A 26,879-nucleotide genomic window follows, 5' to 3' on the forward strand; every position below is an offset into this window, starting at 1 on the left:
CCGGGGACTCCGGTGTTCAAATCGGACGCCCACACCGCGGCCTCCTGAGGATCTCCCGTGTGCCGTGGCGCTCCCCGCGGATAGGGTGGGCGGTGATCGACAGGGACGGGCTGGGCGAGGGCGGCGGACGGCGTGGGCGGTGCCGAGGAGAGCAGGAGCACGGGCACCGGGCGCCCGACGTCACGGGACGTCGCCCGGCTCGCCGGCGTGTCGCACACCGCGGTGTCCTTCGTGTTCAACGGCCGAGCCGAGGGCAACCTCTCCCCCGCCACCCAGGAACGTATCCGGCAGGCCGCGGCCCGGCTGGGCTACCGCCCCGACCCGGTGGCCCGCGGTCTGCGCCGTCGCCGTACGGCCGTGATCGGGCTGGTCACCGATGAGATCGCGTCCTCGCCGTTCGCCGGTCGGCTGCTGCGCGGCGCCATGGACACCGCCTGGGGCAGCGACCATCTCATTCTCACCGTCGACTCCGGCGGTGACCCGGCCAAGGAGGACGCGGCCGTCGCGGAGCTGCTCGACCGGCGCGTGGACGGCATCATCTACGCGGCCATGTCATTGCGCCGGGTCCGCGTCCCCGAGGGCCTGCACCGCACCCACTCGGTGCTGGCCAACTGCCTGCCCGAGGACGGCTCCCTGCCCGCCGTGGTCCCTGCCGAGCGCGCTGGTGGCCGTACCGCGGCCCGGCTGCTGCTCGGTGCGGGCCACCGCCGGCTCGCCGTGATCGGCGGTCTGGACGACATCGCCTCGGTGGAACGCACCCGCGGCTTCCGGGACGCGCTGCGCGCCGAGGGCGTCACCGTGCCCGCGGAGTGGATCGTGCGCGGCGGCGGGGAGATCTCCGCGGGATACGCGGGGGCGCTGCGCCTGCTCGACGGGGTCGAGCCGGGCCGTCGCCCCACTGGCGTCCTGTGCTACAACGACCGGGTCGCGGCGGGTGTCCTGCACGCCGCGACCCGGCTCGGGATCGATGTGCCCGCCGATCTGTCCGTGGTCGGTTACGACGACCAGGAGCACATGGCCGCGTTCCTCACACCGCCGCTCACCTCGGTCGCGCTGCCGCACCGGGCGATGGGCGAGGCGGCGGCCCGGCTGCTCCTGGACGCCATCGAGGCCGGACGTACGCCGCCCGCGACGGTCCGGCGCCTGGCCTGCCCTGTGGTCAGCCGCGCCTCCGTGGGTCCGGCGCCCACCCGGTGACCCGGGCACCCGGCCCGTCGACGACCAGCTCGGCGATGTCGCCGGGGCGCCGGTAGACGCGCTCGGTGACCATGGCCCGTTCCACGACGAAGAGTTCGAGGAGCGAGCCGTCGACGAGCAGCCGGAGCGTGAGTTCCGGCCCCTCGGGCACGTGCACGGTGATCGGGGCGGAGCCTTCCCTGCCGGTCCGGGGCCAGGCGCTGCGGTCGAGGACGACGGTCCCCGAAGCAGGGTCCGCCCGGACGGTCAGCTCCCGGCCCGCCGCGCCCCGGAGCAGGCTTACCGTGGTCGGTTCACATGCGGTGACCGTCAGGTCGTACGTGTGGGGAAGCGGAACCCGGCCCGGCGCGGTGACGAACGGTTCGGCCGGGCGCAGCAGGTCGAGTTCCGGGGCCGGACTCACCCGCAGTGAACCGTCGGGGTGGATGTCGACGACCCGTGGCGCGGTGAGTACGCCTGCCCATCCGGCCCGGTGCACCTCCTCTTGCGGGCGGGCCTCCCACGACCAGCCCCACAGCAGTACGCGGTCCGGCTCCTGGAGCACGGCGGGAGCGTAGAAGTCCCGCCCCTGGTCGAGCCGGCCACCGGCGCGCGGCACGAACCTCAACGCGCCCTGGCCATCGACCTGCAGACGGCCGGTCAGGTATCCGGTGGAGCAGGGATCTCCGTCCCACAGGGACACCACCAGCACGTGGTCGCCGCCTGCTGTCCGGTACAGGTGCGGGCACTCCCAGCCCACCGACTTGTCGCCGAACGCGCCTGCGGCCACCGGGTCCTTGCCATCCAGCAGCACACCGGCGAACCGCCAGTCGGTCAGGTCGTCGCAGTCGTAGAGCAGGACCGACGGCGTGCCGTCGGCGTGCCCGGCCCCGACGAGGGCCCAGCGTCTGTCCGCGAGGCGGAAGACGAACGGGTCGCGGAACATCACCACGTCCAGTCCCGGCGGCGGTCCTGCCACCACCGGCGTCGGCAGGGGCTTCCACTCGGTCAGCCGCTCGTCGTCCGGGTCCGCCGCCCGCGCCAGGCAGATGGTGCCGAGTCCGGCGTGAGCACGGTCGACTCCCGTGTATACGGCGGTCGGTGTGCCGGCGTCGTCGACCACGCAGCCCGACCAGCAGCCGGCCTCGTCGGGGCCGCCGGTCGTCGGGGTGAGCGCGATCGGGTGGTGCTCCCAGTGCGCGAGGTCGGTGCTGGAGGCATGACCCCAGTGGACGTTCGCGTGCACCGGTGCGTCGGGGTTGTGTTGGTAGAAGAGGTGGTAGCGGTCCCGCCAACGGAACGGCCCATTGGGGTCGTTGATCCAGCCGACGGGCGGACGGACCCTGAAACGCGGCACGTAGGGGTCATTGCTCAACGGTTGACTCCTGCCGAGGTGATGCCCTCGCGCAGAGGGCGCTGGCCGACGACGAACACGGCGAGGGCGGGGAGCATCGAGAGCACGACCCCGGCCAGGACCACCGAGATCGACCCGGTGCCGAGGTTGCCCTGCAGGGAGACCAGACCCAGCGGAAGCGTGTAGTTCTGGCTGGAGGTCTCCAGGATCAGCGGGCGGAAGAACTCGTTCCAGTGGTAGTTGAAGGCCAGTACGCCGACGATCGCCAGGCCGGGAGTGGCCAAAGGCGCGTACACCGAGCGGAAGATCCGCCAGGGCCCCGCGCCGTCCAGCATGGCCGCCTCGCCCAGGTCCTTCGGCATACCGAGGAAGTACTGGCGCATCAGGAAGGTGCCGAAGGCCGTCGGGAAGGCCGGGATGATCAGGCCGAGGAGCGTGTCGGTGAGGCTCATCGACTTCAGCACCAGGAACACCGGCACGATGGTGACCTGCAACGGCACCATCATGGTCGCCAGGACCAGGCCGAAGAGCGGCTTCTTGAGACGGAACTCCAGGCGCGCGAAGGCGTATCCGGCCAGGCCGGCTGTGATCATCTGGCCGAAGGCGATCAGTGCGGTCACCAGTGTGGAGTTCAGGGCGAGCAGCCACACGTCGATCTGCTGGAAGACCCCGCGGTAGGCCGCGGTCGTCGGGTGCGTCGGGATGATCTGCGGGGGCAGGTCGAAGGACTGGGCCGGAGTGCGCAGTGAGGTGGCGACGGTCCAGATGACCGGGCCCAGCGTCAGCAGTGCGCACACGGTCAGTGCGGCGATCCGGGCCCAGGGGCTGAGTGAGTGACGTACGCGACTCAGGGTCGGGGTTGCTTGGCTCATGCGGTTCACCGGCTCACTGGTAGTGGACGAAACGCCGGCTGAGCCGGAACTGGAGGGCGGTGACCGCCATGATCAGCACGAAGAGCAGCACGCCCACCGCGGATGCCTCGCCGAAGTCGAGCTGCTCGAAGGCCCTCTCGTAGATCACCATCACCACGGTGCGGGTGGCGTCGCCGGGTCCGCCGTCGGTGAGGACGTAGGGCTGTTCGAAGACCTGCAGGGCATTGATGATGCCGACGACCGACGCGACGAGCAGCGTCGGCGACAGCAGCGGCAGCGTGATGCCGAGGTGTTTGCGCAGGCCGGTCGCGCCGTCGAGAGCGGCGGCCTCGTGGATCTCCTTGGGGATGTTGTTCAGACCGCCGACGAACAGCAGGAACGAGAAACCGAACTGCTGCCAGACGTAGACCAGGATCACCGTGGCCATCGCCGCGTGCTCCGAGGTCAGCCAGGGCACGGGCGCGACGCCGACCAGGCCGATCAGCCAGTTCACCACCCCGAAGTCCTGGTTGAACAGGTACTTCATCACCACCGAGATCGAAGCGGCGGACAGCACCAGCGGGAAGAAGAACGCCGAACGGAACACCGACCGCAGCCACACCGGCATCCGCCCGTTCAGCGCGAGGGCCAGCGCCAGCGCGATCAGCAGTTGCAGCGAGACCGCGAGGACCATGAAGAGGAGCGTGTTGCGGAAGGAGACCAGGACGGTCGAGTCCGTGAAGGTCGTGCGGTAGTTGGCGCCGCCAGCGAAACGGGGCGGGTCGATCACGTTCCAGTGGAACAGGCTCAGCACGAGGGACCCGATGATCGGCACGATCGTGAAGACGACGATGCCGACGACCGTGGGCGCCAGGAACAGCGCGGCCAGCAGCCGGGTACCGCGGTCGCGGACCGACGGCCGCACGGCGACGGCGGGTGGTGTGGCGGGCCGCGGACGTACGGCCGGGACCTGGGTGTTCGTCATACCTCACGCTCCATGGCCTGCTCCAGGTCGCCCTGCATCCGGCGCAGCGCGGGACCCACCGCACGCGGCGAGGCCAGCGCCGTGCCGGTGTACTTGAGCAGGACGTCGGTCACCTCGGCGACCTGCGGCGGCGCGGGGATCGGGCCGGTGTCGGGAAACCGGTCGAGGGTGTCGTAGAAGACCTGCCAGTGTGCCGGGCCGCTCGCGGCGTAGCGGGCGGCGTTCAGCATCGAACGCCGGGCCGGGGTGGTCTGGTTGCTCTGGAACAGCCGGGTCATGGTGTCCTTGCGCGCCGCGTACTTGATGAACTCCCAGGCGGCTTCCTGCTTCTTCGAGGTGCGCAGCAGCGCGTAGCCCGCCGCGCCGAACTGGTGGCGCTGGGTACGCCAGCGCGGGAAGTACTGCACGTCGTAGTCGGCGGCCCGCATGCCGGCCAGGTGCAGGCCGCCCGCCCAGAAGCCGCCCGCCGGTGTGACGCCGACGCGGCCGGTGGAGAACACGCCGACCAGATTGCTGCCGTTGCCGCCCTCGGGCCGGCTGCACAGGTTCTCCTGGACGAGGGAAGCGAGATAGTCGTACGCCTCCTCGACCCGGTCGGCGGTGGCCTGCGGGGTCGTCCAACGGAAGCCTCCGCCGCGGCCCTGCCGGTCGGCGGCCGGGTAGAAGGTGTCCCAGAGCCAGGAGCCGCCGGGCGCCTTCGACTCCTTCAGCAGGTTCGTGCCGTTCGCGAAGAGCCAGGGCATCACGCCGCCCCACAGCCGGTTGGTCCAGAAGTACGGCGTGAAGTGCGCATCGCCGGCACGTTTCATCTCCCGCAGCAGCGCGGTGAAGTCGTCGCGGCTCCAGTCGGCCGCCGGGAAACCCGCGCCTGCCCGTTTCAGCACCTGCTTGTTGAGGTAGATGTCGGCGGCGTTGAACTCCATCGGCAGCTGGTAGAGGTTCCCCTCGTACATCATCGACTCCACCAGCGAGGGGTGGACGTCGGCGAAGTACTCACGCAGCTCCGCCGCGTCCCGCCGCACCCAGCGGTCCAGGGGCACGCCGAGCCGTTGGGCGAACAACTGCACGCCCTCGGTTGCCACGTACACAAGGTCGGGGGCGGTGCCCGCGGCGATCTGGGTGAGGATCTTCGCGAAGAAGTCCGACCAGTCGACGGCCTGCACCGCGTTCACCCGCAGCGGGATGTCGGGGTGGAGCCGGTGGAAGCCCTGGGTGAGGGCCTCGACGGTGGCCGGGTCGAAGGCGGAGCCGAGGGTGGCGACGACGAGGGAGCCGTCGTCACGGCCGGGGATGTCGGCTCCCGTGAGCCGTTCCCAGCTGGCGGCGGTCGCGGCCAGGGCGGCTGCTCCGGCCCCGTAGGCGCCGTACCGCAGCAGCGTGCGGCGGGGGACGTGCGAGTCAGTCATCAAACGGGCCTAACTCGTGTTAGTTCAGGGGTGATGCCCCAGATGATGGGAACCGGGCGGCAGACCTGTCAAGGGGTCGGGAAGGCTTGACCTTTAACGAGTTAGGTCTACAGTCCTCGTTTCACATGAGCCGAAATTTTCACGCCCTCGCGTTGTGAGCCGCACTCGCGTGCGTGACGAGCCGCCACGGGCCCTCATGGGCCGCCACGAGAGGAACGATGCGTCATGCCCGGAACATCGGGGATTTCCAGGAGGTCACTGTTCGCGGGATCGGCGGCGGGCACCGCCGCCGCGCTGCTGCCCACCGCAGCGGCCACGGCCGCCCCGCAGCCCAGGGCCGGGGCCACGGCCAAGAACAAGCCCAAGTCCGCGGCGAGCGGGGCGAGTTACCGCGCCGCGTACCACTTCACGGTCCCCGACCAGTGGAAGAACGACCCGCAGCGGCCCGTCTGGATCGACGGCGAGTACCACTACTACTACCTCTACAACGCCGACTACTTCGCCGGTGACGTCGGCACCGCGTGGCGCCTGGCCACCACCAAGGACCTGGTCTCGTTCGCCGACCGCGGGGTCGCCGTGCCCAAGGACACCACGGTCAACGGCGATCTCTGGTCGGGTTCGGCGGTGGTCGACACCGGCAACACGGCCGGATTCGGCGCGGGCGCGGTCGTCGTCATCGTCACCATGTCCCCCGGCGGCGGCACCGACCACCAGGAGCAGTTCCTGTACTACTCGACCGACGGCGGTCTCACCTTCACCAACTACGGGACCGACCCAGTCCTGCCCAACCCCGGCGTCGCCGACTTCCGCGACCCCAAGGTGATCCGCGACGAGGACCGGGGCCGCTGGGTGATGGCCCTCGCCGAGAACGACAAGATCGGTTTCTATCACTCCGACGACCTCAAGTCCTGGACGTACGTGAACGGTTTCGTCCACGACGGCATCGGCGTTCTGGAGTGCCCCGACCTGTTCCGCATCACCGCCGACGACGGCACCGTGAAATGGGTGCTCGGCGTGAGCGCCAACGGGAAGGGCTCGGGGCTGCCCAACACATACGCCTACTGGACGGGTTCCTTCGACGGCAGCGCCTTCACCGCTGAGGCACGTGACCCGCAGTGGCTCGACCACGGCTGGGACTGGTACGGCGCCGTCACCTTCGAGAAGCGGGACGCGAGCGGCGCGGTGGACACGGCCGCCCGGTACGCGATCGGATGGGTGAACAACTGGGACTACGCCGACACCACCCCCACCATCGACTGCGACGGCTTCAACGGCACCGACTCCATCGTCCGCGAGATCACCCTGAAGAAGGCATCCGACAACACCTACTACCTCGCCTCCCGGCCCGTCGCCGGCCTCGACTCGCATGTCTCCCGCACCGTGAACCTGGGCGACGTGACCGTGGACGGCACGAAGGTGCTCGACTACACCGGTATCTCCTACGAGGTGACGACCGAGATCACCTGGTCCCAACTCACCGGCGCCGGCCTCCAGCTGAGGCGCTCACCCAACGGCGGCCGACACATCGACGCCGGGATCTACGCAGACTACGCCTTCCTCAACCGACGCAACACGGTGAACGCCGACACGTCCGGCAAGTGGCAGGAGAGCCACACCCCGTTCGACCCGACCGCCGGCACGGTGAAGTTGCGCATCCTGGTGGACCGCACGTCGGTGGAGATGTTCGTCGACGACGGCCGCTACGTGCACACCAGCCAGGTGTTCCCGTACCTGCTGGACACCCGGCTCGCCCTGTTCACGATCGGCGGCAGCGCGGTGTTCCGCAACACGGTGATACGCGAGTTCTCGTTGTGAGGCCGGCCCGGGGAGCGGGTGCACACCATACGCGTGAACCCGATCGGCACCACCTGAACGGGCCGCCCGATCCTGGAAGGATCCTCGCTCCGCCCCGCTGACGCGGCGAAGCCGAACGTCCTCCGCGTCCGGGTCGCACGGCTCATGCCGACGAGGCTGTCCTGACCCCCCACCGCACTCCAGGATCAAACCGGTCGAACGTGGCTCTCCCCGGACCTTGCCCCGGCGGAACCCCTACGCGTGGGAAGGGGCATCCGCCACGGGCGAGCACGAGCCCCGTTCGCGAGCCGGCGAGACCCTCCCGCGCGGCGCTTGCCTGGCTCCGTGGGGCCTGATTGAGGCCGCGTCGAGGCCGCAAGGACAGGAACGGACCGTGGTGCTGTGGTCGATGACCATGCTCTTGGCCTCCTCCCCCGCCTAGAGGCGGGGGGTTCCAGCGGTCGCCCGCTGGGGTTGCTGCTTCATCGACGACCGCCCCGGGAGGACTCCCGTTGAGGTTCCGGATCGTCGCGCCCCGTTGGGCTGGGCCATCAGCCCGATGAGCACCTGCTCCCAGTGCGTGGCCCGCCCTTGTCCACACCCAGCTGCGAACGCGTCATCCGAGACCGCTGCCGGTGTTCGACTGAGTGGATGACGGGTGTCCCGCACGCGGACGGTCTCCGCGTGCGGGATCGGGTGCTCCCCTCGGGAGGGTCAGCTGGTCGTTACGGCGGTGTCGTCCACGACGAAGCTGGTCTGGAGGGAGGAGTCCTCCGCTCCGTTGAACTTCAGGGTGACGGTGGAGCCGGCGTACGAGGACAGGTCGAAGGACTTCTGGGCGTACCCGGAGGCCTTGTTGAGGTTCGAGTAGGTGGCCAGGGTCGTCGAGCCCGCGGTGACCGTCAGCTTGTCGTACGCGCTGCTGGTCGAGGTCTCCGCGGTGTCGATGTGCAGGTAGAAGGTGAAGGTGGCCTTGCAGCCGCTCGGCACGGTCACCGACTGGGAGAGCGTGTCGGTGTGCGCGGAGCCGTAGCCGTCCAGCCAGGCGTAGTAGGAACCGGCGTGTGCCGCCTCGCTGGTGGAGTTGGTGATGACCCCGCTGGACGCGGTCCAGGTGGTGTTGCCCGACTCGAACCCGGCGTTTCCGAGCAGTTGGGTCGAGGTGCAGGTACCGCTGCCGGAGCCGACGGTCCAGGTGAAGGACGTCGAGCCGGAGGCGCCGGTCGAGTCACTCGCGGTGACGGTGACCTGGTAGGTGCCCGCGGTGGACACCGTGCCCGTGATCTTGCCGGTCGAGCTGCTGATGGACAGGCCGGTCGGCAGCCCGGAGGCGCTGTAGGTGAGGGCCGCGCCCGCGCTGTCGCTCGCGCTGATCTGCAGGCTGACCGCGCCGCCGGTCGTCGTCGACTGGCTGCCCGGGTTGGTGACGGTGACCGTGTTGCCGGAGGTGCTGCCGGAGGCGAAGGCGGTGGTGCCGTTGGGGGTGCCCCAGCCGGTCGGGCCGTCGTAGCCGGTGGTCGCGGTGCAGAAGTACGACGGGGAGCAGGAGCCGTTGTTGCCGCTGGTCACGTCGTACAGGTTGGAGGTGTGGCTGTACGGGTACTTCGCCGGGTAGTCGCTGGAGCCCGGGGTGCCTGCGAGGGCGTAGACGCCGGCGACGATCGGGGCGGAGGCGCTGGTGCCGCCGTAGACCGCCCAGCCGGAGCCGCCGTAGGTGTCGTACACGGCCACACCGGTCGCAGGGTCGGCGACCGCGGAGACGTCGGCTTCCATCCGCTTGGTGCACCCGGTGTCGGTCTGCCAGCTCGGCTTGGGGTCGTAGGCCGAACAGCCGGAGCCGGCGCCCTCGGTGGAGCTGGTCTTCCACACGGACTCGGTCCAGCCCCGGGAGTTGGAGGACGTGGACAGGGCGGTGCCGCCGACCGCGGTCACGTACTGGGAGGTCGCCGGGTACTCGGCACCGTAGGCGGAGTCACCGGAGGAGACGGTGATCGCGACGCCAGGGTGCTTGAAGTACGAGGTGTCCTCGCTGGTCTGGGAGGAGGACTCGTCGCCGCCCCAGCTGTTGGAGACGAACTTGGCGCCGAGCGAGACCGCCTCGTTCTCGGCGATGCCGAGGTCGCTGTCGTTGGCGGAGGTGGCCTCGACGAGGATGATGTTGCAGTTCGGGCAGACGGCGCTGACCATGTCGATGTCGAGGGCCTCTTCGCCGGCCCAGCCGCTGTCGTTGGTCGGCAGCGAGGTGGTCGAACCGGTCTGGCTCACCTGCTTGAAGCAGCCGTTGGCCTTGGTGCAGGCGGACAGACCGTAGGTGGAGCGGTAAGTGGCGAGGTCCGACTCGGCGTTGGGGTCGTTGTAGGCGTCGACCACGGCGACCGTCAGGCCGCTGCCACCTGTGGTGGGCAGGTTGTAGGCGCTGTGCAGGTTGGCCGGGGAGAGGCCGGAGGGGGCCGCGGCCGCGAGCGCTGTGGCGAGGCGCTGCTTGATGTCGGTGCGGCGCTGGGCGAAGCAGGACGCGTGGCCCGGCTCGGCGCTGGCGCACAGGTGAGTAGTGGGTACCTTCTGGCCCGCCTTGCCGGTGGAGTGGAAGGTCTGGGCCGCGGGGTCGGTCAGCGCCCTGTTGTTCTGCGTGACCTTGGTGGTGTGCGAGTGGGCTGCGGCGGGCTGGGCGCCGGCCGTCGGTGCCGCGACGAGTCCGGCGACGGTGAGGACGAGGGCCGGGATGGAGACGACGAGGAGTCTCCGCAGACTCCGTCTCCGCTTGCTCAGACGTGACTCACGCATGGGGTTCTGCCTCCGTAGACGTGGGGATGCGCACTGGATTGGCAGGCCCGTGACGCGCGTAGCGGCGGCGAAACCGCGCAGCCATGAGCATGACATTCGACTGACCCGAGATGCCGATGAACGTGACATGACAGGGTGCGAGAGGAACCTAAATCCGAGGCGGGCGAACCGGCAGTGCCGCAAGGAATTCTTTGCTCCGCCATATGATGAGATGGCCACTTCATTGGAGGTAACTGGGGCGGGCTTGGCGCAGAGCAGAAGAAGACCGAGCCCGGCAGCCCCGGGGCTGACCTCCAAGGCACACGCGGGCGGCGCGGACGATGCAGCCGGTGATGAATTTCGCGATCCACAGGCAATGCGAAGTAGGCCCCGATGGTTTTGCAGAGATCAGGCTGAGACTACGACCCAGCCGTTCCCGAACTCTTCCTGGGAGCAGCCGCGCAGGCCCGGCTCCCAAGGGGGCAGGACAACCGCGACGGAGACGGGATGGGAGCCGCTGACCGGCGAGATGGCGCCGCAAGGGAGTACGGCCACACTCACCCGCTCGGGGATCTTCCCGAGTCGGCACCTCATCCCGGCTACGGACCTGATGCCGACGCGAGCCACCATCCCTCTCGGGGGCTGCAGGAAAAGTAGATGTCATCACGGCATCGTGCCGTCGAGCCGAGTCCGCAGTCGTTCCGTTGGCGGCCTCCGCCTCATGGACGGTCATCGACGTTCGCCGGTGGGACCTGCCGGCGAAGACCGTCCGAGTGGTACCGCAGTACCACTCGCAGGCCGAAGATTCCCCTACGGTCCCAGAGTTCCGGTCTCAGGCGCTCGTAACTTCGAAGCAGACACCGCGGTGTTTCCGTGGCCGAGTTCGAGGCGGGAAGGTCCACACTCATGATCGAAGCACGTGAGCTGACGAAGCGTTACGGGGACAAGACGGTCGTCAACCACCTGAGCTTCACGGTCAAACCAGGCGAGGTGACCGGCTTTCTCGGCCCCAACGGCGCGGGCAAGTCCACCACTATGCGCATGATCATCGGTCTGGACTTCCCCACCGGAGGCTCGGTCACGGTCAACGGACGCCCCTACGCCAAGCAAGCCGCGCCGCTGCACGAGATCGGCACCCTGCTGGAGGCCAAGTCCGTGCATCCCGGGCGCAGCGCGTTCAACCACCTGATGGCCCTGGCCCATACGCACGGCATCTCGCGCCGCCGGGTGGAGGAGGTCATCGAACTGGCCGGACTGACCAGCGTGGCGGGCAAGCGCGTGGGCGCCTTCTCGCTCGGCATGGGACAGCGGCTCGGCATCGCGGCCGCCCTCCTCGGTGATCCGGCGATCGTCATGCTCGACGAACCGGTCAACGGCCTGGACCCCGAGGGCGTGTTGTGGGTGCGCAACCTGTTGCGCCGCCTCGCAGACGAGGGGCGGGCCGTGATGCTCTCCTCGCATCTGATGGGCGAGACAGCGCTGATCGCCGACCACCTGGTGATCATCGGACGCGGCCGGCTCCTCGCGGACACCACGGTCGACGACTTCGTCCGAGAGGCCGGGGGCGGTGGCGTGAAGGTCGTCACCGCCGAGGCCCAGAAGCTGCGCTCGCTGCTGGCCGGCCCGGATGTCATGATCAGCTCCTCCTCGGATGAGGAGCTGCTGGTATCCGGACGCGACGCCCGGGAGATCGGGGCGATCGCCGGACAGCACGGGGTGACGCTGTACGAACTCACCCCGCAGGCGGTCTCCTTGGAGGAGGCCTTCATGCAACTCACCCACGACGCCGTGGAATACCACAGCGCTCCCGCCGACACCGCCCGAAAGGCCGCCTGATGACTGCCACCGACCTTTCCGCGGTGTCCTCTCCCACGAGGGTGCAGAAAGTGACCGGCCGCCGGGTGCTGCGCTCGGAGTGGGGCAAGTTCTGGTCGCTGCGCTCCAGCTGGATCACCCTGGCCGTCGCCCTGGTCCTGCTGGTCGCCTTCGGGGCGATCGCCTCTGCCACCTACAGCCCGGACGCCGCTGTGAACCAGGGGCCTCCCGGCCCGGGCTCCGGCGACAGCGACGCGGTCAGCCTGGCGCTGACCGGCGTGACCTTCGCGTCTCTGGCCGTGGGCGTGCTCGGCGTGCTGCTGTCCGCCGGCGAGTACAGTACCGGGATGATCCGATCCACGCTCGCCGCGGTTCCGCGGCGGCTGCCGGTCCTGTGGTCGAAGAGCGCCGTGATCGGGCCCATCTCGCTGGTCCTCACCACGATCGCCGCGCTCGCCGCGTTCCAGCTGGGCACGCTCGGTCTGGACGGCGAGAAGATCGCCCTGTCCCTGGGCGACGACGGCGTCCTGCGCAGCCTGACCGGCGCCGGCCTCTACCTCGGCCTGGTGGCCGTGTTCGGCGTGGCCCTGGGCGTACTCATCCGCTCTTCCGCCGGTGCCATCGCCGCCCTGGTCGGCATCCTGCTCATCCTCCCCGGCCTGGCCTCGCTGCTGCCCGACTCGCTCTACGACAACATCAACCCCTACTTCCCCAGCAACGCGGGCTCGGCCGTCTACGCCCTGCACCAGTCCTCCGATGCCCTCTCCTCCGGGGCAGGTCTCGCGGTCTTCGCCGGCTGGGTGGCGCTCGCCCTCGCCGGGGCCTCCTACCGGCTCCTGCGCACCGACGCCTGACCAGCGCACCGAGGACACTGAATCCATGACTCCGGAACGCTCGGCAGCCGCTGCCGACAGCGGCCAGGGGGCGGCGGGAGCGCCGTCCCCTGGTCTCGACGCTGCCTGGTCGCACCCGGTCCTGGGCCGCCTGCTGCGCGGTCAGGGCCGCCATCAACGGCTGGACCGACGGTATCCATGGCTGCTGGACACCTCGGTGGTGCTGGTCGTCTTTCTCGTCAGCCTGCCCGACCTGCTCTCCGACAGCAGTAACGGCCCCTTCGGCGAGACGGGCAACCGCGGTCAGCTGTCGACCGCCGTCCTGGTCGTCTTCGCCGCCGCGCTCATCGTGCCCCTGTGGTGGCGTCGCCGGTCCCCGACCGTCGCGTTCTTCGTGATCCTGCTTGTGTCCTTCGTCCAGTGGTCGCTCGGAGTCTGGCAGCAGGCCGGCATCAGTGCGCTCGTCGCCCTGTACTCCCTGGCCCTGCACGGTTCGTTGCGGGTACTGGGCTGGGCTGCCGCGCTGACCTTCGTCGGGCTGGCTCTGTCCGTGTGCTTCCTGGTGCACGTCGAACATCCGCTGCTCGGTCTCTTCTTCCTGGTGGGAACCACGACGGCAGCCATCGCCGTCGGCCTGACGCTCCGCATCCGCAGGATGTACCTGGCGGCGTTGGAGGACCGTGCCAGGCGACTTGAGATCGAGCGCGACCAACGCGTCCAGCTCACAGCCGCTGCCGAACGCGCCCGGGTCGCGCGCGAGATGCACGACATCGTCGGCCACAATCTCTCCGTCATGGTCAGCGTCGCCGACGGGGCCGCAACCCTCGCTGCCAACCGGAGAGAGCAGTCCGCGGAGGCCCTGCGCATTCTGGGCGACACCGGCCGCCAGGCCATGAGTGAACTGCGCCGCGTCCTGGGGGTCCTGCGCGCGGAACAGGACGACGAACGGCTTCTCAACCCGCAACCGGGTATCCGTGATCTGGACCACCTGCTGGCCCGGGTCCGCGCGGCCGGGCTGAGGGTGACCTACCGGTCGGTGGGCGATGTCGACGCACTGGGCATCGGCGTACAGCTCACCGTGTACCGCATCGTCCAGGAGGCGTTGACCAATACGCTCAGGCATGCGGGAGCGGGCTCCGCCGCCGAGGTCACGGTGACCACCGACGTCGGCAGACTACGGATCCGGGTCACCGACATCGGAGCACCGCCAGGAGCACACGTGCAGGCCGAGCCGGGCCCGCGGACCGGCGACCCCGGCCACGGCCTCGTCGGCATCCGTCAGCGGGCCGCCATGTACGGCGGGGACGTCACCATCGGACCACGCGAGGCCGGGCTCGGCTGGATCGTGGAGGTCGTGCTCGACGTGCCGTCCTCGACCGCACCAACGGTGTCAGGAGACCGTCTGCCATGACCACCGTGCTGATCGCCGATGACCAACCCCTGCAGCGGATGGGCTTCCGCATGCTCCTGCACGGCACCCCCGGCCTGACCTCGGTCGGCGAGGCCGAACACGGTGCCGAGGCCGTCCGCCTGGCCGCAGAGCTGCGACCCGACGTCGTCCTCATGGACATCCGCATGCCCGGTATGGACGGCATCGAGGCGACACGCCGGATCGTCGCCACCGGCGGCCGTACGCGCGTCCTCATCGTCACCACCTTCGACCTCGACGAATACGCATACGAAGGCCTGCGGGCCGGGGCAAGCGGCTTCCTGCTCAAGGACGCACGCCCCGAGGAACTCGTGGCCGGTATCCACGCGGTCGCAACCGGCGACGCCGTCGTGGCCCCCCGCCTGACCCGGCGCCTGCTGGATGCCTACGCCCACCAGGTGCTGGCACCGGCCGAGACGCCCGCGGCCGAGGACCCCCGGCTGCAGACGCTCAGCGACCGCGAACGCGAGGTACTGGTCGCCATCAGCCAGGGCTGGACGAACACGGAGATCGCCGAACGGCTCCTCCTCACCGAGTCCACGGTGAAGAAGCACGTCGGGCGGGTCCTCACCAAGATCGGAGCGCGCGATCGCATCCAGGCAGTGATCATGGCGTACGACACCGGGCTGGTCAGGGCCAAGCCATGATCCCGGGATCACCCAGGGTCTCCCAGCGGCCCGACCGGCCCCACAGGTCGGCTCCGCTGTGACGGGACGGGGACCGGCAGACGACGGAGGTCAACTTGTTGCCGTCTGGACATCAGGGAGTGCGGTTCGGCCCCTGAGATGGCGGCCGGTGAGTCGAAGGTCGAACTGACACCTGGCCTTCGCCCACCCCGAATCCGGCATTGCGTTCGCCTTCCTCACCAGCCGCGCCATCCCCGACCCCACGCCCCACACCCGACTGTGGCGCCTGCTCTCGGCAGTGGCTGCGGCCCTGTGATCAGTGCTTTACTCGCCGGCTCCCGCATCACCAGGTGCACCGCCTTGCCTCTCCGACATCGGTGACCTGCCCCTGAAGGGCCGACTGCACGCCACAATCCAGCGGGTGGGCGGATGCCGGATGGGAAGAGACCCGGCCGCGGTCTCCCGGAAGGGAGCGTGGCCTCCGCGGCCGGGTCGTTCATCGCACCGTCACCGTCCTCACGGGCGGTGCAAACTCGATACGCCACTCTGCGAACCCGGGGTCCCACCCTGCCCCCTTCAGGCCGAGAAACGGGGCAGTGTCTGCAGGGGGCAGGACACCGGCGAACGCCGGGGCCGACAGGGAGGCAGCTGTGCGGCGGAGGCGGCCTCTGCCGGGTTGGTGCCGGGGCAAGGTCGTGCTTTCTCTTGAGTGGTCGAATCCCGAGCCCAGGGTCATGTTGTTGCCTGCGGGATGCTCTTCACGGCGATGCCCTGCGCGGTCAACGCATGAGCGCCCCGCAGGGCAGCGGCGGTACCAGTGGTGACGGTGCTGTACGCCAACTGCACATGATCACGTGTACAGCGCACGTCCACGACAGCCGGTGTGCTGCTCTACCAGCGGGTCTGCGCCAGGTTGGCGTTCGTCTTCGGGTGGTTCGCGCGAGTGTCCTGCACGTTCCCGGAGTCCGCGTGCCCGGCCTGCTGGTGTATGCCGCTCTGCGGTAGGACCGCCGCGAAGGTGCTTGCGATCACCTGGTGGCCTAGCGGATTCGGGTGGGGGTCTGACATGGTGCAGGCCCAGGTCAGTTGGCAGATCTTGGCCAAGTTCGCGGGTACTTCGCCGTAGCCGGGCAGACTGACACGGGTGACATCGTCCGAAGAGAAAGCTCCGGCCACGTCCGCGAGCTTGAATCCGGCGGCGGCGTACACCTGCGAGATGGCCGTGTTCTCGGACTTCACCAGGCCGACGGAGTCCTGGGCGCGTTGCTGCCCGGCGGCGCCGCGGAGCCATTGCGCCAGGAACGGGTTGTAGTAGGTCGCACCCGCGTACCGGGTGCCTGGCGTACCCGCCTGGCGCAGTGCACGCGTGATCTGAGCCAGGTTCTTCGGGATCGCCTGAGCGGCACGGTTCACGCACGTCTGGTCGATGGCACCGGTCGTGTCGTCGGCGCATACCAGGATGTCGTTGGCCCCGATGTCGATCGTCACGTAGCTGACGTGGCCGCGGTGCATGGCCAGGGCCTTCGCGGCGGCGTCCAGCTGGGACCTGGCGTTCGGGTAGTGGCACGTACCGCCCTTGAGCAGCGATGCGGTGGTCTCCCCGGCGCAGCCCAGACGGATGTGCTTCAGACCTGGCTGACGCTGTTTGAGCTGTGCGTAGAGCCGGTCGGTGTAAGCGATATGGGTGTCCTGGTTGACGTCCGGCTGATAGCCGGAGGCGAGCGAGTCGCCGATGGAGATGTAGTACGTAGTGGCGGCTTTGCCGCTCGTCGGTGAGTCGGCGGCGGCCACCCCGGGCGCGCCCAGTACGACCGCCAGGGCAGCGGCGACGAGTTGGGGCGACTTGTGCGTGGTCCACACTGTTCTGCTCATCGAGTACGTGTGCTCTCTCTATCTGGCTCTGTGGGGGTGGTTTTCTTGGGGCTCAGCGCACCCGGTGGCCTGCCCGATACACCGCGCGGATATCAGCGATGGCGGAGATGTCGTCGATGGGGGAACTGCCGAGCACGAGGAGGTCGGCGTCCGCGCAGGGGAGCAGCGCGCCCTTTCGCCCTGCCCGGCCCACCGCTTTGGCGGCTTCGGTGGTCGCGCAGCGCAGCACTTGACGGTTCGGCATCCCCAGCTCGGCGAGCTGCATCAACCCGTACGGGTAGACGCCGTGCGGTTTGCCGGGACTGATGCCTGAGTCGGTTCCGGGAACGACCCGGGCACCCGAGGCGATGACCTTGGCCACGATGTCCATCAGGGCTGCGAAACGAGCGACCACGGCCGGAGGAGTCGGTGCCTTGCCGGGCCTCATGCCCACCGTGAGGCTGACGAAGGTTCCTCGCCGTACGACCTCGTCCAGCAGTTCCTGTCGCAGGCCGACGCCTTCGGAAGTGAAGAAGGAGAAGTGCTCGATGGTGTCGAAACCGGCGTCGAGGCTGTCCGCGATCGCCTGGACGCGCGTGGGCGTGGGCGGCCACGGTGAGTCCGAGCCGGTGTGCCTCGTCGGCGATCAGTCGCAGGTCCGATCGGTCGTACTGCTGATCAAGGGCGTTGGAGCCGGGTGTCATGGCCCCGCCGCTGGCCATCACCTTCACCACGTCGCAGCCGCGCTCGGCGCGTTCGCGTACCGCGGCCCGCAGCGCGTCGGCCCCCTCGGTCTCGCCGCCGAGGAACCAGCAGTGGCCGCCGCGGGCGGTGATCGGCGGGCCCGCGACAACGATGTCGGGGCGCTGCGTGGGCGGCACTTGCTCACGCAGCGCGAGGGTGAGGTAGTCGCGGTCGCCGAGGTCCCGGACGGTAGTGACACCCGCCGTCAGCGTGGCCGCCGCGGCAGCGCGTGCGGTCTTCAGCACGGTCTCGGGGGCGTCGGACGTCACATGCGCGACGGCGTCGTCGGTGGCGTCCCAACAAAGATGCACGTGCGCGTCGATCAGCCCGGGAAGCAGCCACGCCTCCGGCCCGAAGTCCGTCACCGTCGCGTGCTCCGGAGGTGCCGCTCCCGTGAAATCCACGTCACCGATCACGCCGTCCTCGATCAGCACCATGCCGGACGGCCTGACGTCCACGCCGTCGAAGACGTGCCCTGCTTTAAGCGCCAGCAGCTCGCTGCGCATAACCGTCATCTCCAAGAAACCGTAAAAAGTGGGGGGTGGGGGACGAGCTCGGTCGTTGCAGGCCGTGCCGCAGGCGGATGCGCCGTACCGGTCGATGGAACAACGGACGGCTCGTCGTACGCCAGTGGCGTGCTCGCGAGTCCAACTCTTGCTCTGACCAGGAGCTTTGGGAATGAGAGATCGCCGATGGCGGGCATAGACGGGATCAATACCGGCGCGCAAGCCTGGTTTCGGGAGCCCAGGCCCGGACCGGCTCAAGCCATGCTGGCGCTGCCGAAAGCGCACGGCGTGATGTCGAAGTCCCCCGCCCACAGCAGGTCCTGCCATGCCCTTCCGGAGTACAGGCCTGCCGCTTGATGTCCGGTCAGCTGTGCGACGGGGCGTGATACACGGGAGGCTCTGCCTCACCGGCGGTGACCAGTTGGCCGACTTCGGCCGCGGTCTTCCTCAGCCAGATGTGCGCGGGGTCGCGGTCGTGCAGGGGGTGCCACCACAGGGATTCCACCACCCGCCCCGCACCGAAGGGCAGCTCGACGACTGTCGTGCCGCTGTCGGCGGGAAACAGGCGGGCGGCGCGTTCGGGGACCACGCCCACCCGGTCGGTGCCGGCGATCAGGTACGGCATGGTGAGGAAGTTCTCGATGGCGATCTCGACCCGCGGTTCCAGGCCCTGGACGTGGAGCCCGTGCAAGGGCGAGAAGCCCATTGACGGGACGTGGTAAGGCAGCACCCAGGGGCGGGCAGCAAGTTCCTCGGGAGTCGGTGGCGGCGAGCCGACGGTGTCGGAGGAGACGACGCACACCCAGCGATCCTCGTACAGATCGATGGCCGGGACGTTCGCCAACAGGCCCTGCGGCAGCACCATGCCGTCAACAGTGCGCAGATGTTCCCGGGCGCGGCGGGCGATCTGCGGGGCGATGTGCTGGAACCGCAGCCGCACCCCCGGCGCCGCGTCGTGCACCAGGCCGGCCAGTGTCCGGCCGAAGGTGGCCAGATGCATATCGGCCACCACCAGGGTGAACTCGCGCAGCGCGTGGGCGGGGTCGAAGGCGGGGAGGGTCTGGAAGACCCGGTCCGCCGAGCCGAGCGCCTGCGCCGTGTGCGCCGCCAGGCGCTCGGCCAGCGGGGTGAGCTCATAGGTGTTCCCCACCCGGGTGAGCAGTTCATCGCCGAAGTGGCGGCGCAGCCGGGCCAGCGCGGAACTCACGGTGGGCTGGCTCAGCCCCAGCCTCTGGGCCGCCCGCGTGACACTGCGCTCCTGCAACAGCGCGTCCAACGGCACCAATAGGTTCAGATCCAGACCCACGACGCCAGGCCTCCGCGCACTATTGCTCTTGTCATGGCCAGCATAGGCGGTCTCGGATGTCCGAAACTCCTGGTAAGCGGCGGGAATTGCGCTCACAGGCACGCCGGCGAGGGTGAGTCGGTGCCCCGCGAAAGGCCGCGCCGAGAACGGAACCGAACCGCGGGGTTACCAGCTTCTTCGGGCTGGCTGCCCTCGCGGTATAGCCGGTCCCATACCACCGGCGTCCACCCCGGGGGTCCGGAGCCCAGTCGGCGGGACGGATCCGCCCTTCTCCCAGATCGACGAGGGCGAGTGGGAGGTGGCCGGGCCGGAAGGTCGAGTACGGGTCGAACTGCCGCGAACTCACACCGTGACCGGGCTGGCTGCTACTCGCATCAAGTCGGTGACAAATGAACACGGTGGGGGCGGACCTGGCCGGCCCGTCCCCACCTTGCGGGGCAGGGGGGTGTTACCCCGCGTCTGTGTCGGCCGGGGCGAGGCTCGGCTCCGGCGTGTCGGCGCCATCCTTGCTCTTCCGCCCGCCTGCCTTGCGCTCGCGCTCGGCGCGCTTGCCGTCGCGCTTGTCCTTGGCCTCCTGCTTCCTGATCTCGTCGGCCGCCTTCTCCATCGCCTTCAGTTCGGCGCGCACGTCGTCGGCGGGGCGGCGTTCGAGGGCCGCACCGTAGCGCGTGGCCAGCAGGTCCAGAGCCTCGGTGCCGGCCTCCTCGACCCCGGCCAGGATGACGGTGCCGCCCGGCGGGACATGCGGAGTGAAGGCACCGACCGCCCCGGTCGCTTCGGTGGCCCGCTTGTAGTCGTGGCCTCCGCCGATCAGCGCACCGATGCCCCAGCCCATCAAGAGGCCGAGGGGGCCGCCGAGGATGCCGACGAGCGAACCGATAAGCGAGCCGAGCGCGGTGCCGCGTCCGGACTCCGTGTCCATGCCCTCGGGGAAGTGGACGGTGCCGTCCTCCATGCGCTCGATCAGCACGGCGCCGCGGACCTCGGCGGTGGCGGAGTTGAGGTGCTTCAGCTCGCTGAGTGCCTGGTAGGCGGTGGCGCGGTCGTCGAAGCGGAGGGCGATGGCGTTCTCGTTCATGGTCACGGACATGAGCTGTCTCCTTGGAGCCTCAAGGGATGGGTGACTTATGGACCCCGTGGAGCGGGTTCCCGGCCATCTGTGAGACAGTATGTATCAGAGCAAGCTTCTGAGTCAAGTCGTCTCACAAGCCGCTCGGAAAGGAGCGGTGCCCCGATGCCCCCTACGAACGACGACCCCCGTGCCCGCCGCAGCCGCGCCGCGGCCCTGGCCGCTGCCACCGAACTTCTCGCGGAAGGAGGACCGGGACACATCACCCACGCCGCCGTCGCCGCACGGGCCAAAGTGGGCCGCGCCACCGTCTACCGGCACTGGCCCGACCTGCAGGCGCTCCTCCTGGACACCCTGACCGGCGCGGCCCATCCCCTGCTCACCCTGGGCCACGGCCCGGTCCGCGACGAGCTGGTGACTCACCTGCAGCAGCAGACCGACTGGCTCAACCGTCCGGTCTCCGCTTCCGTCATCGCTACCGTCATGCAGCGCGCGGAGTGGGACCCGGACATACGCTGCCTGCGCGACGAGATGTTCGGCCGCGGCGGCGAGCACCTCACCGACGCGCTCGCCGCCGCCGTCGCACGCGGTGAACTACGCGCCGGCATCGAAGAACACACCCGGGACCTGGCCTCCCGGATCCTCGGCCCCCTGCTCTTCCTGAGGCTCATGCTCGGCACGCAGCCGGACAGGAAAACGGTGGCCGACACGGTCGACGCCGCCCTGGCGACCTGGCAGCCGCACAAGTGACCGCCGCACACCGTCCGATGCCGAACGGACGGAACAGCAGCCCACCGGAATTCCGACTCCTCACGGCCGCGTCCGGCCTCATCCCCGGGCGTGCCACCGACGGCTGACCGACGTGCAGACCAGGGACATGCCTGCCGGCGCCCTCAGTGCCCAGTGATCACCTTCACCATCACCACGCCCGAGCCGATCGCCGCGTCCAACAGCCCCGCCACGCCGGAAAGCAGTACCCCACCGCCCATCCGCCGCCCTCCCGTGAAGCCCCAGACCGCCATCGAGACGACATCCACGCCAACCGCCGTCCACAGCGCGGTGGTCAGACCGAGGGCGCCGCCCGCCGACAGCGCAATCATCAGGAGCGGGCCCGCGGCGCAGCTGAGCAGCGGGCTGCTGACGAACAGCAGGTGCCTTACCTCGCGGCGGTTGACCAACCGTTGGTGAACGACGCGGTGGGACTGCAGGTCGGCCACCAACGTCGCCAGCCACAAGCCCACCGCGGTGCCCGTGACGTACAGCGCCGCCGTGCTGTGCCGGGTATGCGTGTTCTGCGCCAGGCCGACCATAACGGCGAGCATGGTGATCACCGCGTAGATCCGTTCCTTGAGCCGCTCGCCCAGAGCCTTGAGCCTCTGGGCAGAAGGTTCCGTGGAGCCGGAGGCCGACGGTTGCTGAGCGTCGAGATCGGACATGCCGGAACCGTATCTTGCTGCGGCGCGGGTGCTGCCCAGGCGGTGGGGTGGGGCGCATGAGACAGCCGGAAAGGGCTTCAGCCCGGAGCGGGAAGTGCTTGTCAGGAGCGCACGGCTGTTCCGGGAGGCGCTGTCGGCGGGCGCCGGTACCGACTGCCCCGGGCTGCGCCGTACCTCGTTTTCAATCATCGGAAGGTGTTGTTCCTCCCTGCGCCGGGGCCACGCAGCATTACACGTGCCCGGACGGGCCGGCCGCCGCCGATCCGCTCCGAGTGCCGCCGGCCGGGGAGGACGCCATGCCCAGCGAAGACCCGACCGCCGGGACGAGCCCGAGACCTCGTGCCGCCCCTACCCGCTGCACGGACGCCTGCGGGACGAAGACACGCGCTTACGGATCAGGACCCGCAACATCGCGCTCGGGGACACCTGAATCCCGGCCGGTGTTTCCGTGCTGTGACTACAAAGGAGTTGTGTCATGGCTGGACGCTTGACGGACAGAATTGCCGGGGTGACCAGCGGTAGTGCCGGAATCGGCCAGGAGATCGCCCGAGAACTGGTGTCCGAAGCCGCCGACATCGCGGTTGCCGACATCAACGCGGCGGAGGAGACCAGGGCGCTCGTGGAAGCTACCGGGCAGCGGTTCTTCAGTGCGAAGGTCGACGTGTCCGACGAGGCGCAGGTGAATGTCTTCGCCGGGGAGGCCCGGGACGCACTGGGCCCTGCCGACATCCTCGTGGACAACGCGGCCATCGTGCCTCTCGCCGACTTCGACAACGCGACGTTCGAGCACTGGAAACACACCTTCGCGAAATGAAGAGTCCTTCGACCAGACCGTGCGGATGCAGGACCTGAAGCGGCGAGGGAAGCCGGAGGAGATCGCCAACCGCGTGGCATTCCTTGCCTCCGACGAAGCCGCGTTCATCACCGGTCAGCTCGTCGTCGTTGACCGAGGAATCACGCGCCGCCGACGTTGGTCTCGCACCTGCCGTTGAACCTCTGTCGACGCCGGATGAGGCGTTCACCAACCCTCCGGATCGGCTGTCCTCGATCCCTCACCGGTGCCTGAGCGCCTGGCATCCCACATCGAAAGGAAGAATGTGGCACTCGCAGGAAAACTGGAGCGGAAGCTGCTTTGGTCGGAGGATCAGGGCTACGAGGAAGCTCGCCGCGACGCCGTCTGGAACGGCCGTAAGCCTCCAAGACGTCCGGCCGGAATCGTGCTGGCCGAGGACGCCGCCGACGTCGCGGCTGCGGTACGACTGGCGCAGGAGCGGGGGCTCCAGGTCTCCGTCCGCGCCGGCGGGCACAGCACCTCCGCCGCGGGTGTTCGAGAGGGCGCGCTCCTCATCGACGTGTCCCGCCTGTCGAGCATCGACGTCGAGGCCCGGGCCAGGACCGCGGTCGTCGGCCCCGGGGCCATCGGACGGGACCTCGACCTGACGCTGGATCCGCTGGGGCTGTTCTTCCCCCACGGCCACTGTTCCACGGTGGCCGTGGGGGGCTTCCTGCTGGGTGGGGGCCTGGGATGGAACTGGCGTGCGTACGGTCCCGGGTGTGGCCTGGTCCGAGCCCTCGACGTGATCACGGCGGACGGTCAAGTGGTCCGGGCTGACGAGTCGCAGAACAGCGATCTCTACTGGGCGGCCCGAGGCGCAGGTCCCGGGTTCTTCGGCGTCGTGACCGCCTTCCACCTGGATATGCAGCCGAAACCGGCCGTGATCAAGACCGCCGCACACAACTATCCGCTCGCGGCGCGTGGTGAACTCCTCAGTTGGCTGCACGAGATGCGTCACGAGATGGCGCCGATCGTGGACCAGGCCCTCTGTGTCACCCAGCACGTGACCCACTCGCCGGACGGGCCGACAATGCTGCTGGGCACAGTGGCCTTCGCCGACTCCGAGCGCGAGGCCGACGATGCCCTCGCGCTCTTCACGAACGCTCCTCTGCGGGTGAAGGCGATCTGGGGCGATGACGGCACCACCGTCGGGAGCGTGCAGCACCTCACGGGCGTCGATGACCTGTACCCGGCCGGTCTCCGGTACGCGCACGACAACATCATGTCGAGCGCGGAGGCATCCGCCCTGTTGCCGGCCCTCGACGCGGCCCTCACCTCGCTCCCCACACCCCGGTCACACATCAACTGGCAGAACCTCGCGGGGGTTCCGGAACTGCCGGACATGGCCTTCTCCCTGCTCGGCGACACCCTGATCGAGGTGGTCGCGGTGGGAGACGATCCGAGCCAGGACGCCCAGCTGCAGGCGTGGGTCACCGACCATGCCCGGCAGCTGGAACCGGTGGCCGTCGGAAGCCAGATCGGCGCCGACTCCATGGCGTCCCGCGGCTTGGGACCGGATTCCTACTTCTCCGCCGACGCGCTGTCCCGTCTCAACATCATCCGTGACCAGTGGGATCCGGACCACCGCTTCGTGTCGTTCCTGCTCCGCCGAGACACCGTCTGACCCTGACAGGCGTGATGGACATTGCACGACTGCGGACCTATCGTCATCCATAAAAGTCAGTTTTGTTAGATGAAAGTAGAGGAGAGTGCCATGGCTTGGTTGGGCTTGGAGGGCAGCCGGGCGCTCGTCATCGGGGCCGGCGGCCTGGGTGCCGCCTGCGCCCAAGGGTTCGCGGATGCCGGGGCACAGCTGGCCGTCGTGGACGTCGACGAGGCGAAGCTCAAGGCTCTGCGGGACGATCCGGCGCTCGCGGACGTCGATGTGCACGTGATTCCGGCCGATGTCACGACCTCGACGGCCTGCGAGGAAGCAGTCCGGGCGGCGGCCGACGCGCTCGGCGGCCTGGACGTGCTGGTGCACGCGGTGGGAACCAACGACCGCCGGGCGGTGGTCGACACACCGGATGAGACCTGGGAGCGGATCCTCGCGCTGAACCTGTCGAGCGCCTTCTACGCCGGGCGAGCGGCGGGACGTCTGATGCGCCGGGCCGGGCGCGGGAGCATGGTGTTCTTCTCCTCGGTCTCCTCCCGGCTCGCCCACCCGCACCATGCCCCCTACGCCGCGACCAAGGGGGGACTGGACCAGCTGGCGAAGGTGATGGCCCGGGAGTGGGCCGCCGACGGCGTGACCGTCAACGCGGTCGCCCCCGGCTACACGGAGACCGAACTGACTCGCGAGTACCTGGCCAGGCCAGGGATGCGCGAGGAGATGCTCGGCCTGGTCCCGGCCGGACGTCTGGGCACCCCTCAGGACGTGGTCGGCGCCGTGCTGTTCCTCGCCTCGTCGCGGGCGTCATTCATCACGGGGCAGGTGCTGTATGTGGACGGTGGCCGCACGCTCGTATGAGCCAGGAGCCGAGCGGACAGGACGGCACCGCAGGCTGCCACATCCGTCAGCTTCCGCCGAGCAGCCGCGTGATCTCCTGACAGGTGCTCAGCAGCCGTGGGCGCAGCTCGTCGAGCAGGCGGGTGACGGGAAATCCCATCGCCGGTACGGCCACGTTGGCGGCGGCCACCACCGAACCGGAGGCGTCACGCAAGGGCGCGGCCACCGAGCGCAGCCCGTAGGCGAGTTCCTCGTCCTGCACCGCCCAGCCCCGTTCGCGAATATTCGCCAGCACCGGCCGCAGCTCTGCCAACGACCGGATCGCGTTGGGGCCGGTCGCCCCGGTGAAGGACTCTTCGGTGAGGCGCTCCTCCAGCTCAGCGTCGTCCAGACCGCTCAACAGGACCTTTCCGATGGAGGTGTTGACGGCAGGAAGCCGCGAGCCCACCTGGATGTTCGCGGTCACCAGGTCGTTGTTGCGCAGCCGGATCAAGTACAGCACCTGGTCGCCGGACAGGGTGCCCAGGTTGACCGTCTGACCCGTCGCCGCTGCGAGCCGGCGCAGCGGCCCGTCGGCGAGTTCCACCACGTCCATGCCGCGCAATGCCGCGAAGCCCAGCATGAGGACTTTGGGAGCCGGACGATAGGCGCCGTCCGGCAGCTGCTCCAGGAAGCCCTCGGTCACCAGGGTGGCGGCCATCCGGAAGGCGGTCGGCAACGGCACACCGGCCTCGGCGGCCATGTCTGTCAGCTTCATCGACGACCGCTGTTCGGAGAACTGACCGAGCAGCCGCAGTCCCTTGGCCAGCGCCTCGACGTGGTAGCTGCGTTTGGACGCCGCGGAGCCGTCGGCGGGGAGGGAACTGGGCGCTTTTTCACGCGGCGGCACGAAAGGTCTCGCTTTCTGTCTACTGGGCACGACGGACGCCACGACGTAGCACCGCCACTTTCATTGTATGGAAGTCAGCATCAGACTCACCCGCCGTGGGGCGACAAGGAGGACGTAAATGGGCGTGCGACTGGACGGGCTGCTGCCCGGTGAACTGGACGAGGAGCAGGCCGAGGTCTACCGGGCCATCACCGGCGGCGCCCGGGCCTCGGGCCCGCGCGCGTTCCCTCTGACCGACCAAGAGGGGCGGCTGCGCGGCCCCTTCAACGCCATGCTGCTGAGCCCTCCGGTGGGTCTCGCGACGCAGGCCCTCGGCGCGGCCGTGCGCTACAGCTCCTCGCTGAGCGATCGCGTGCGCGAAATGGCGATCCTCACGGTGGCCGCCCACTTCGACAGCACCTTCGAGCGGGAAGCTCACGAGGCCGTCGGCCGCACCAGCGCCGGACTGGCCGAACCGGAGATGGCCGCACTGCGCGCCGGCGAGATGCCGGAGCTCACCGTGCCGGCCGAGCGCGCTGCCCTGCGGGCGACGAGGGCACTGCTGCGGCACGGCACGTTGAACGACGACGAGTACGCCGACGCGCTGGCCGCGACCGGGGAGCGAGGCGTGTTCGAGCTGACGACGCTGGTCGGCTACTACTCGATGCTCGCCCTCCAGCTGCGGGTTTTTCTGGGCGAGGGAAGCACCTCCGGTTCCGATGCCTCCCGCTCTCAGCCCTGGGCAACGGCTTGACACCCCACGGTGACCCTTCAATACTCAAC

At 69.3% G+C, this 26,879-nt stretch carries 23 protein-coding genes and 1 pseudogene; 12 read left to right on the forward strand and 12 right to left on the reverse strand.

Annotated elements, in window-relative coordinates:
* Window positions 1-132: 132 nt before the first annotated feature.
* A complete protein-coding gene (locus M2157_RS02465; RefSeq protein ID WP_280864256.1) occupies window positions 133-1,197 on the forward strand; it encodes a LacI family DNA-binding transcriptional regulator in 1,065 nt (354 codons plus the stop codon).
* Here M2157_RS02465 and M2157_RS02470 read toward each other — a convergent pair.
* The 4 genes from M2157_RS02470 to M2157_RS02485 are packed head-to-tail and all read right to left on the reverse strand — an operon-like array spanning window position 1,160 to window position 5,772.
* Window positions 1,160-2,551, reverse strand: coding sequence for a glycoside hydrolase family 32 protein (locus tag M2157_RS02470; RefSeq protein WP_280864257.1), 1,392 nt, complete (start codon window positions 2,549-2,551; stop codon window positions 1,160-1,162). The two genes, M2157_RS02465 and M2157_RS02470, sit on opposite strands and share 38 nt — an antisense overlap.
* Window positions 2,548-3,402: a carbohydrate ABC transporter permease gene (locus M2157_RS02475; RefSeq protein WP_280864258.1), complete on the reverse strand. Its 855-nt coding sequence runs from the start codon at window positions 3,400-3,402 to the stop codon at window positions 2,548-2,550. Before M2157_RS02475 ends, M2157_RS02470 begins: the two co-directional genes overlap by 4 nt.
* 13 nt (window positions 3,403-3,415) lie before the next feature.
* Window positions 3,416-4,366 (reverse strand): sugar ABC transporter permease, encoded by a 951-nt coding sequence (locus tag M2157_RS02480; protein ID WP_280860098.1) that lies wholly within the window; start codon window positions 4,364-4,366, stop codon window positions 3,416-3,418.
* Window positions 4,363-5,772: an extracellular solute-binding protein gene (locus M2157_RS02485; protein WP_280860099.1), complete on the reverse strand. Its 1,410-nt coding sequence runs from the start codon at window positions 5,770-5,772 to the stop codon at window positions 4,363-4,365. Before M2157_RS02485 ends, M2157_RS02480 begins: the two co-directional genes overlap by 4 nt.
* A gap of 225 nt (window positions 5,773-5,997) precedes the next feature.
* On the opposite strand from M2157_RS02485, the gene M2157_RS02490 reads away from it, so the two are divergent.
* Window positions 5,998-7,587: a GH32 C-terminal domain-containing protein gene (locus M2157_RS02490; protein ID WP_280860100.1), complete on the forward strand. Its 1,590-nt coding sequence runs from the start codon at window positions 5,998-6,000 to the stop codon at window positions 7,585-7,587.
* A gap of 693 nt (window positions 7,588-8,280) precedes the next feature.
* On the opposite strand, the gene M2157_RS02495 is transcribed toward M2157_RS02490, so the two are convergent.
* On the reverse strand, window positions 8,281-10,350 hold the full coding sequence (locus M2157_RS02495; protein ID WP_280860101.1) for a putative Ig domain-containing protein: 2,070 nt from the start codon (window positions 10,348-10,350) through the stop codon (window positions 8,281-8,283).
* A gap of 885 nt (window positions 10,351-11,235) precedes the next feature.
* Between M2157_RS02495 and M2157_RS02500 the strand changes: the two genes are divergently transcribed.
* From M2157_RS02500 to M2157_RS02515, 4 genes are read left to right on the forward strand one after another with little or no spacing between them, the layout of a single operon-like run.
* Window positions 11,236-12,165, forward strand: a complete 930-nt coding sequence (locus M2157_RS02500; protein WP_280860102.1) for an ATP-binding cassette domain-containing protein — start codon at window positions 11,236-11,238, stop codon at window positions 12,163-12,165.
* Window positions 12,165-12,998: an ABC transporter permease gene (locus M2157_RS02505; RefSeq protein WP_280860103.1), complete on the forward strand. Its 834-nt coding sequence runs from the start codon at window positions 12,165-12,167 to the stop codon at window positions 12,996-12,998. Before M2157_RS02500 ends, M2157_RS02505 begins: the two co-directional genes overlap by 1 nt.
* A 25-nt stretch (window positions 12,999-13,023) precedes the next feature.
* Entirely contained in the window at window positions 13,024-14,388 is a 1,365-nt protein-coding gene (locus tag M2157_RS02510) for a histidine kinase (protein ID WP_280860104.1), read from the forward strand.
* On the forward strand, window positions 14,385-15,053 hold the full coding sequence (locus M2157_RS02515; RefSeq protein WP_280860105.1) for a response regulator transcription factor: 669 nt from the start codon (window positions 14,385-14,387) through the stop codon (window positions 15,051-15,053). The genes M2157_RS02510 and M2157_RS02515 overlap by 4 nt, the downstream gene beginning before the upstream one ends.
* An 870-nt stretch (window positions 15,054-15,923) precedes the next feature.
* Here the strand turns inward: M2157_RS02515 and M2157_RS02520 are convergent.
* The 5 genes and pseudogenes from M2157_RS02520 to M2157_RS02540 all read right to left on the reverse strand — a co-directional run bounded on the left by M2157_RS02520 (window position 15,924) and on the right by M2157_RS02540 (window position 20,529).
* Window positions 15,924-16,904: an SGNH/GDSL hydrolase family protein gene (locus M2157_RS02520; protein WP_280864259.1), complete on the reverse strand. Its 981-nt coding sequence runs from the start codon at window positions 16,902-16,904 to the stop codon at window positions 15,924-15,926.
* Between the two features lie 52 nt (window positions 16,905-16,956).
* Window positions 16,957-17,466: an amidohydrolase family protein gene (locus M2157_RS02525; protein WP_348541826.1), complete on the reverse strand. Its 510-nt coding sequence runs from the start codon at window positions 17,464-17,466 to the stop codon at window positions 16,957-16,959.
* A 55-nt stretch (window positions 17,467-17,521) separates the two neighbouring features.
* Window positions 17,522-18,460 (reverse strand): annotated as a pseudogene (locus tag M2157_RS49070) (amidohydrolase family protein); the annotation flags it as partial.
* 37 nt (window positions 18,461-18,497) lie between these two features.
* On the reverse strand, window positions 18,498-19,439 hold the full coding sequence (locus M2157_RS02535) for a LysR family transcriptional regulator (RefSeq protein WP_280860108.1): 942 nt from the start codon (window positions 19,437-19,439) through the stop codon (window positions 18,498-18,500).
* Window positions 19,440-19,887: 448 nt separating this feature from the next.
* The gene (locus M2157_RS02540) at window positions 19,888-20,529 is read right to left on the reverse strand and encodes a histidine kinase (protein WP_280860109.1); all 642 of its coding nucleotides are present in this window, start codon (window positions 20,527-20,529) and stop codon (window positions 19,888-19,890) included.
* A 144-nt stretch (window positions 20,530-20,673) separates the two neighbouring features.
* On the opposite strand from M2157_RS02540, the gene M2157_RS02545 reads away from it, so the two are divergent.
* Window positions 20,674-21,258, forward strand: a complete 585-nt coding sequence (locus M2157_RS02545; RefSeq protein WP_280860110.1) for a TetR/AcrR family transcriptional regulator — start codon at window positions 20,674-20,676, stop codon at window positions 21,256-21,258.
* A 143-nt stretch (window positions 21,259-21,401) separates the two neighbouring features.
* Here the strand turns inward: M2157_RS02545 and M2157_RS02550 are convergent, their stop codons facing one another.
* Window positions 21,402-21,944, reverse strand: a complete 543-nt coding sequence (locus tag M2157_RS02550) for a hypothetical protein (protein ID WP_280860111.1) — start codon at window positions 21,942-21,944, stop codon at window positions 21,402-21,404.
* 475 nt (window positions 21,945-22,419) lie between these two features.
* On the opposite strand from M2157_RS02550, the gene M2157_RS02555 reads away from it, so the two are divergent.
* The 4 genes from M2157_RS02555 to M2157_RS02570 all read left to right on the forward strand — a co-directional run bounded on the left by M2157_RS02555 (window position 22,420) and on the right by M2157_RS02570 (window position 25,249).
* Window positions 22,420-22,758 (forward strand): SDR family NAD(P)-dependent oxidoreductase, encoded by a 339-nt coding sequence (locus tag M2157_RS02555; protein ID WP_280860113.1) that lies wholly within the window; start codon window positions 22,420-22,422, stop codon window positions 22,756-22,758.
* A 25-nt stretch (window positions 22,759-22,783) separates the two neighbouring features.
* Window positions 22,784-22,936, forward strand: a complete 153-nt coding sequence (locus M2157_RS02560; protein ID WP_280860114.1) for an SDR family oxidoreductase — start codon at window positions 22,784-22,786, stop codon at window positions 22,934-22,936.
* Window positions 22,937-23,041: 105 nt separating this feature from the next.
* On the forward strand, window positions 23,042-24,403 hold the full coding sequence (locus tag M2157_RS02565) for an FAD-binding oxidoreductase (protein ID WP_280860116.1): 1,362 nt from the start codon (window positions 23,042-23,044) through the stop codon (window positions 24,401-24,403).
* Between the two features lie 90 nt (window positions 24,404-24,493).
* The gene (locus M2157_RS02570) at window positions 24,494-25,249 is read left to right on the forward strand and encodes an SDR family oxidoreductase (protein WP_280860117.1); all 756 of its coding nucleotides are present in this window, start codon (window positions 24,494-24,496) and stop codon (window positions 25,247-25,249) included.
* A gap of 46 nt (window positions 25,250-25,295) precedes the next feature.
* Here M2157_RS02570 and M2157_RS02575 read toward each other — a convergent pair whose 3' ends face one another.
* Window positions 25,296-26,117, reverse strand: coding sequence for an IclR family transcriptional regulator (locus M2157_RS02575; protein ID WP_280860118.1), 822 nt, complete (start codon window positions 26,115-26,117; stop codon window positions 25,296-25,298).
* A 118-nt stretch (window positions 26,118-26,235) separates the two neighbouring features.
* Here M2157_RS02575 and M2157_RS02580 point away from each other — a divergent pair, with 118 nt between their 5' ends.
* The gene (locus M2157_RS02580; RefSeq protein WP_280860119.1) at window positions 26,236-26,850 is read left to right on the forward strand and encodes a carboxymuconolactone decarboxylase family protein; all 615 of its coding nucleotides are present in this window, start codon (window positions 26,236-26,238) and stop codon (window positions 26,848-26,850) included.
* The last annotated feature ends 29 nt before the right edge of the window (window positions 26,851-26,879 follow it).

It is taken from the genome of Streptomyces sp. SAI-127, assembly GCF_029894425.1.
Classification (GTDB): Bacteria; Actinomycetota; Actinomycetes; order Streptomycetales; family Streptomycetaceae; genus Streptomyces.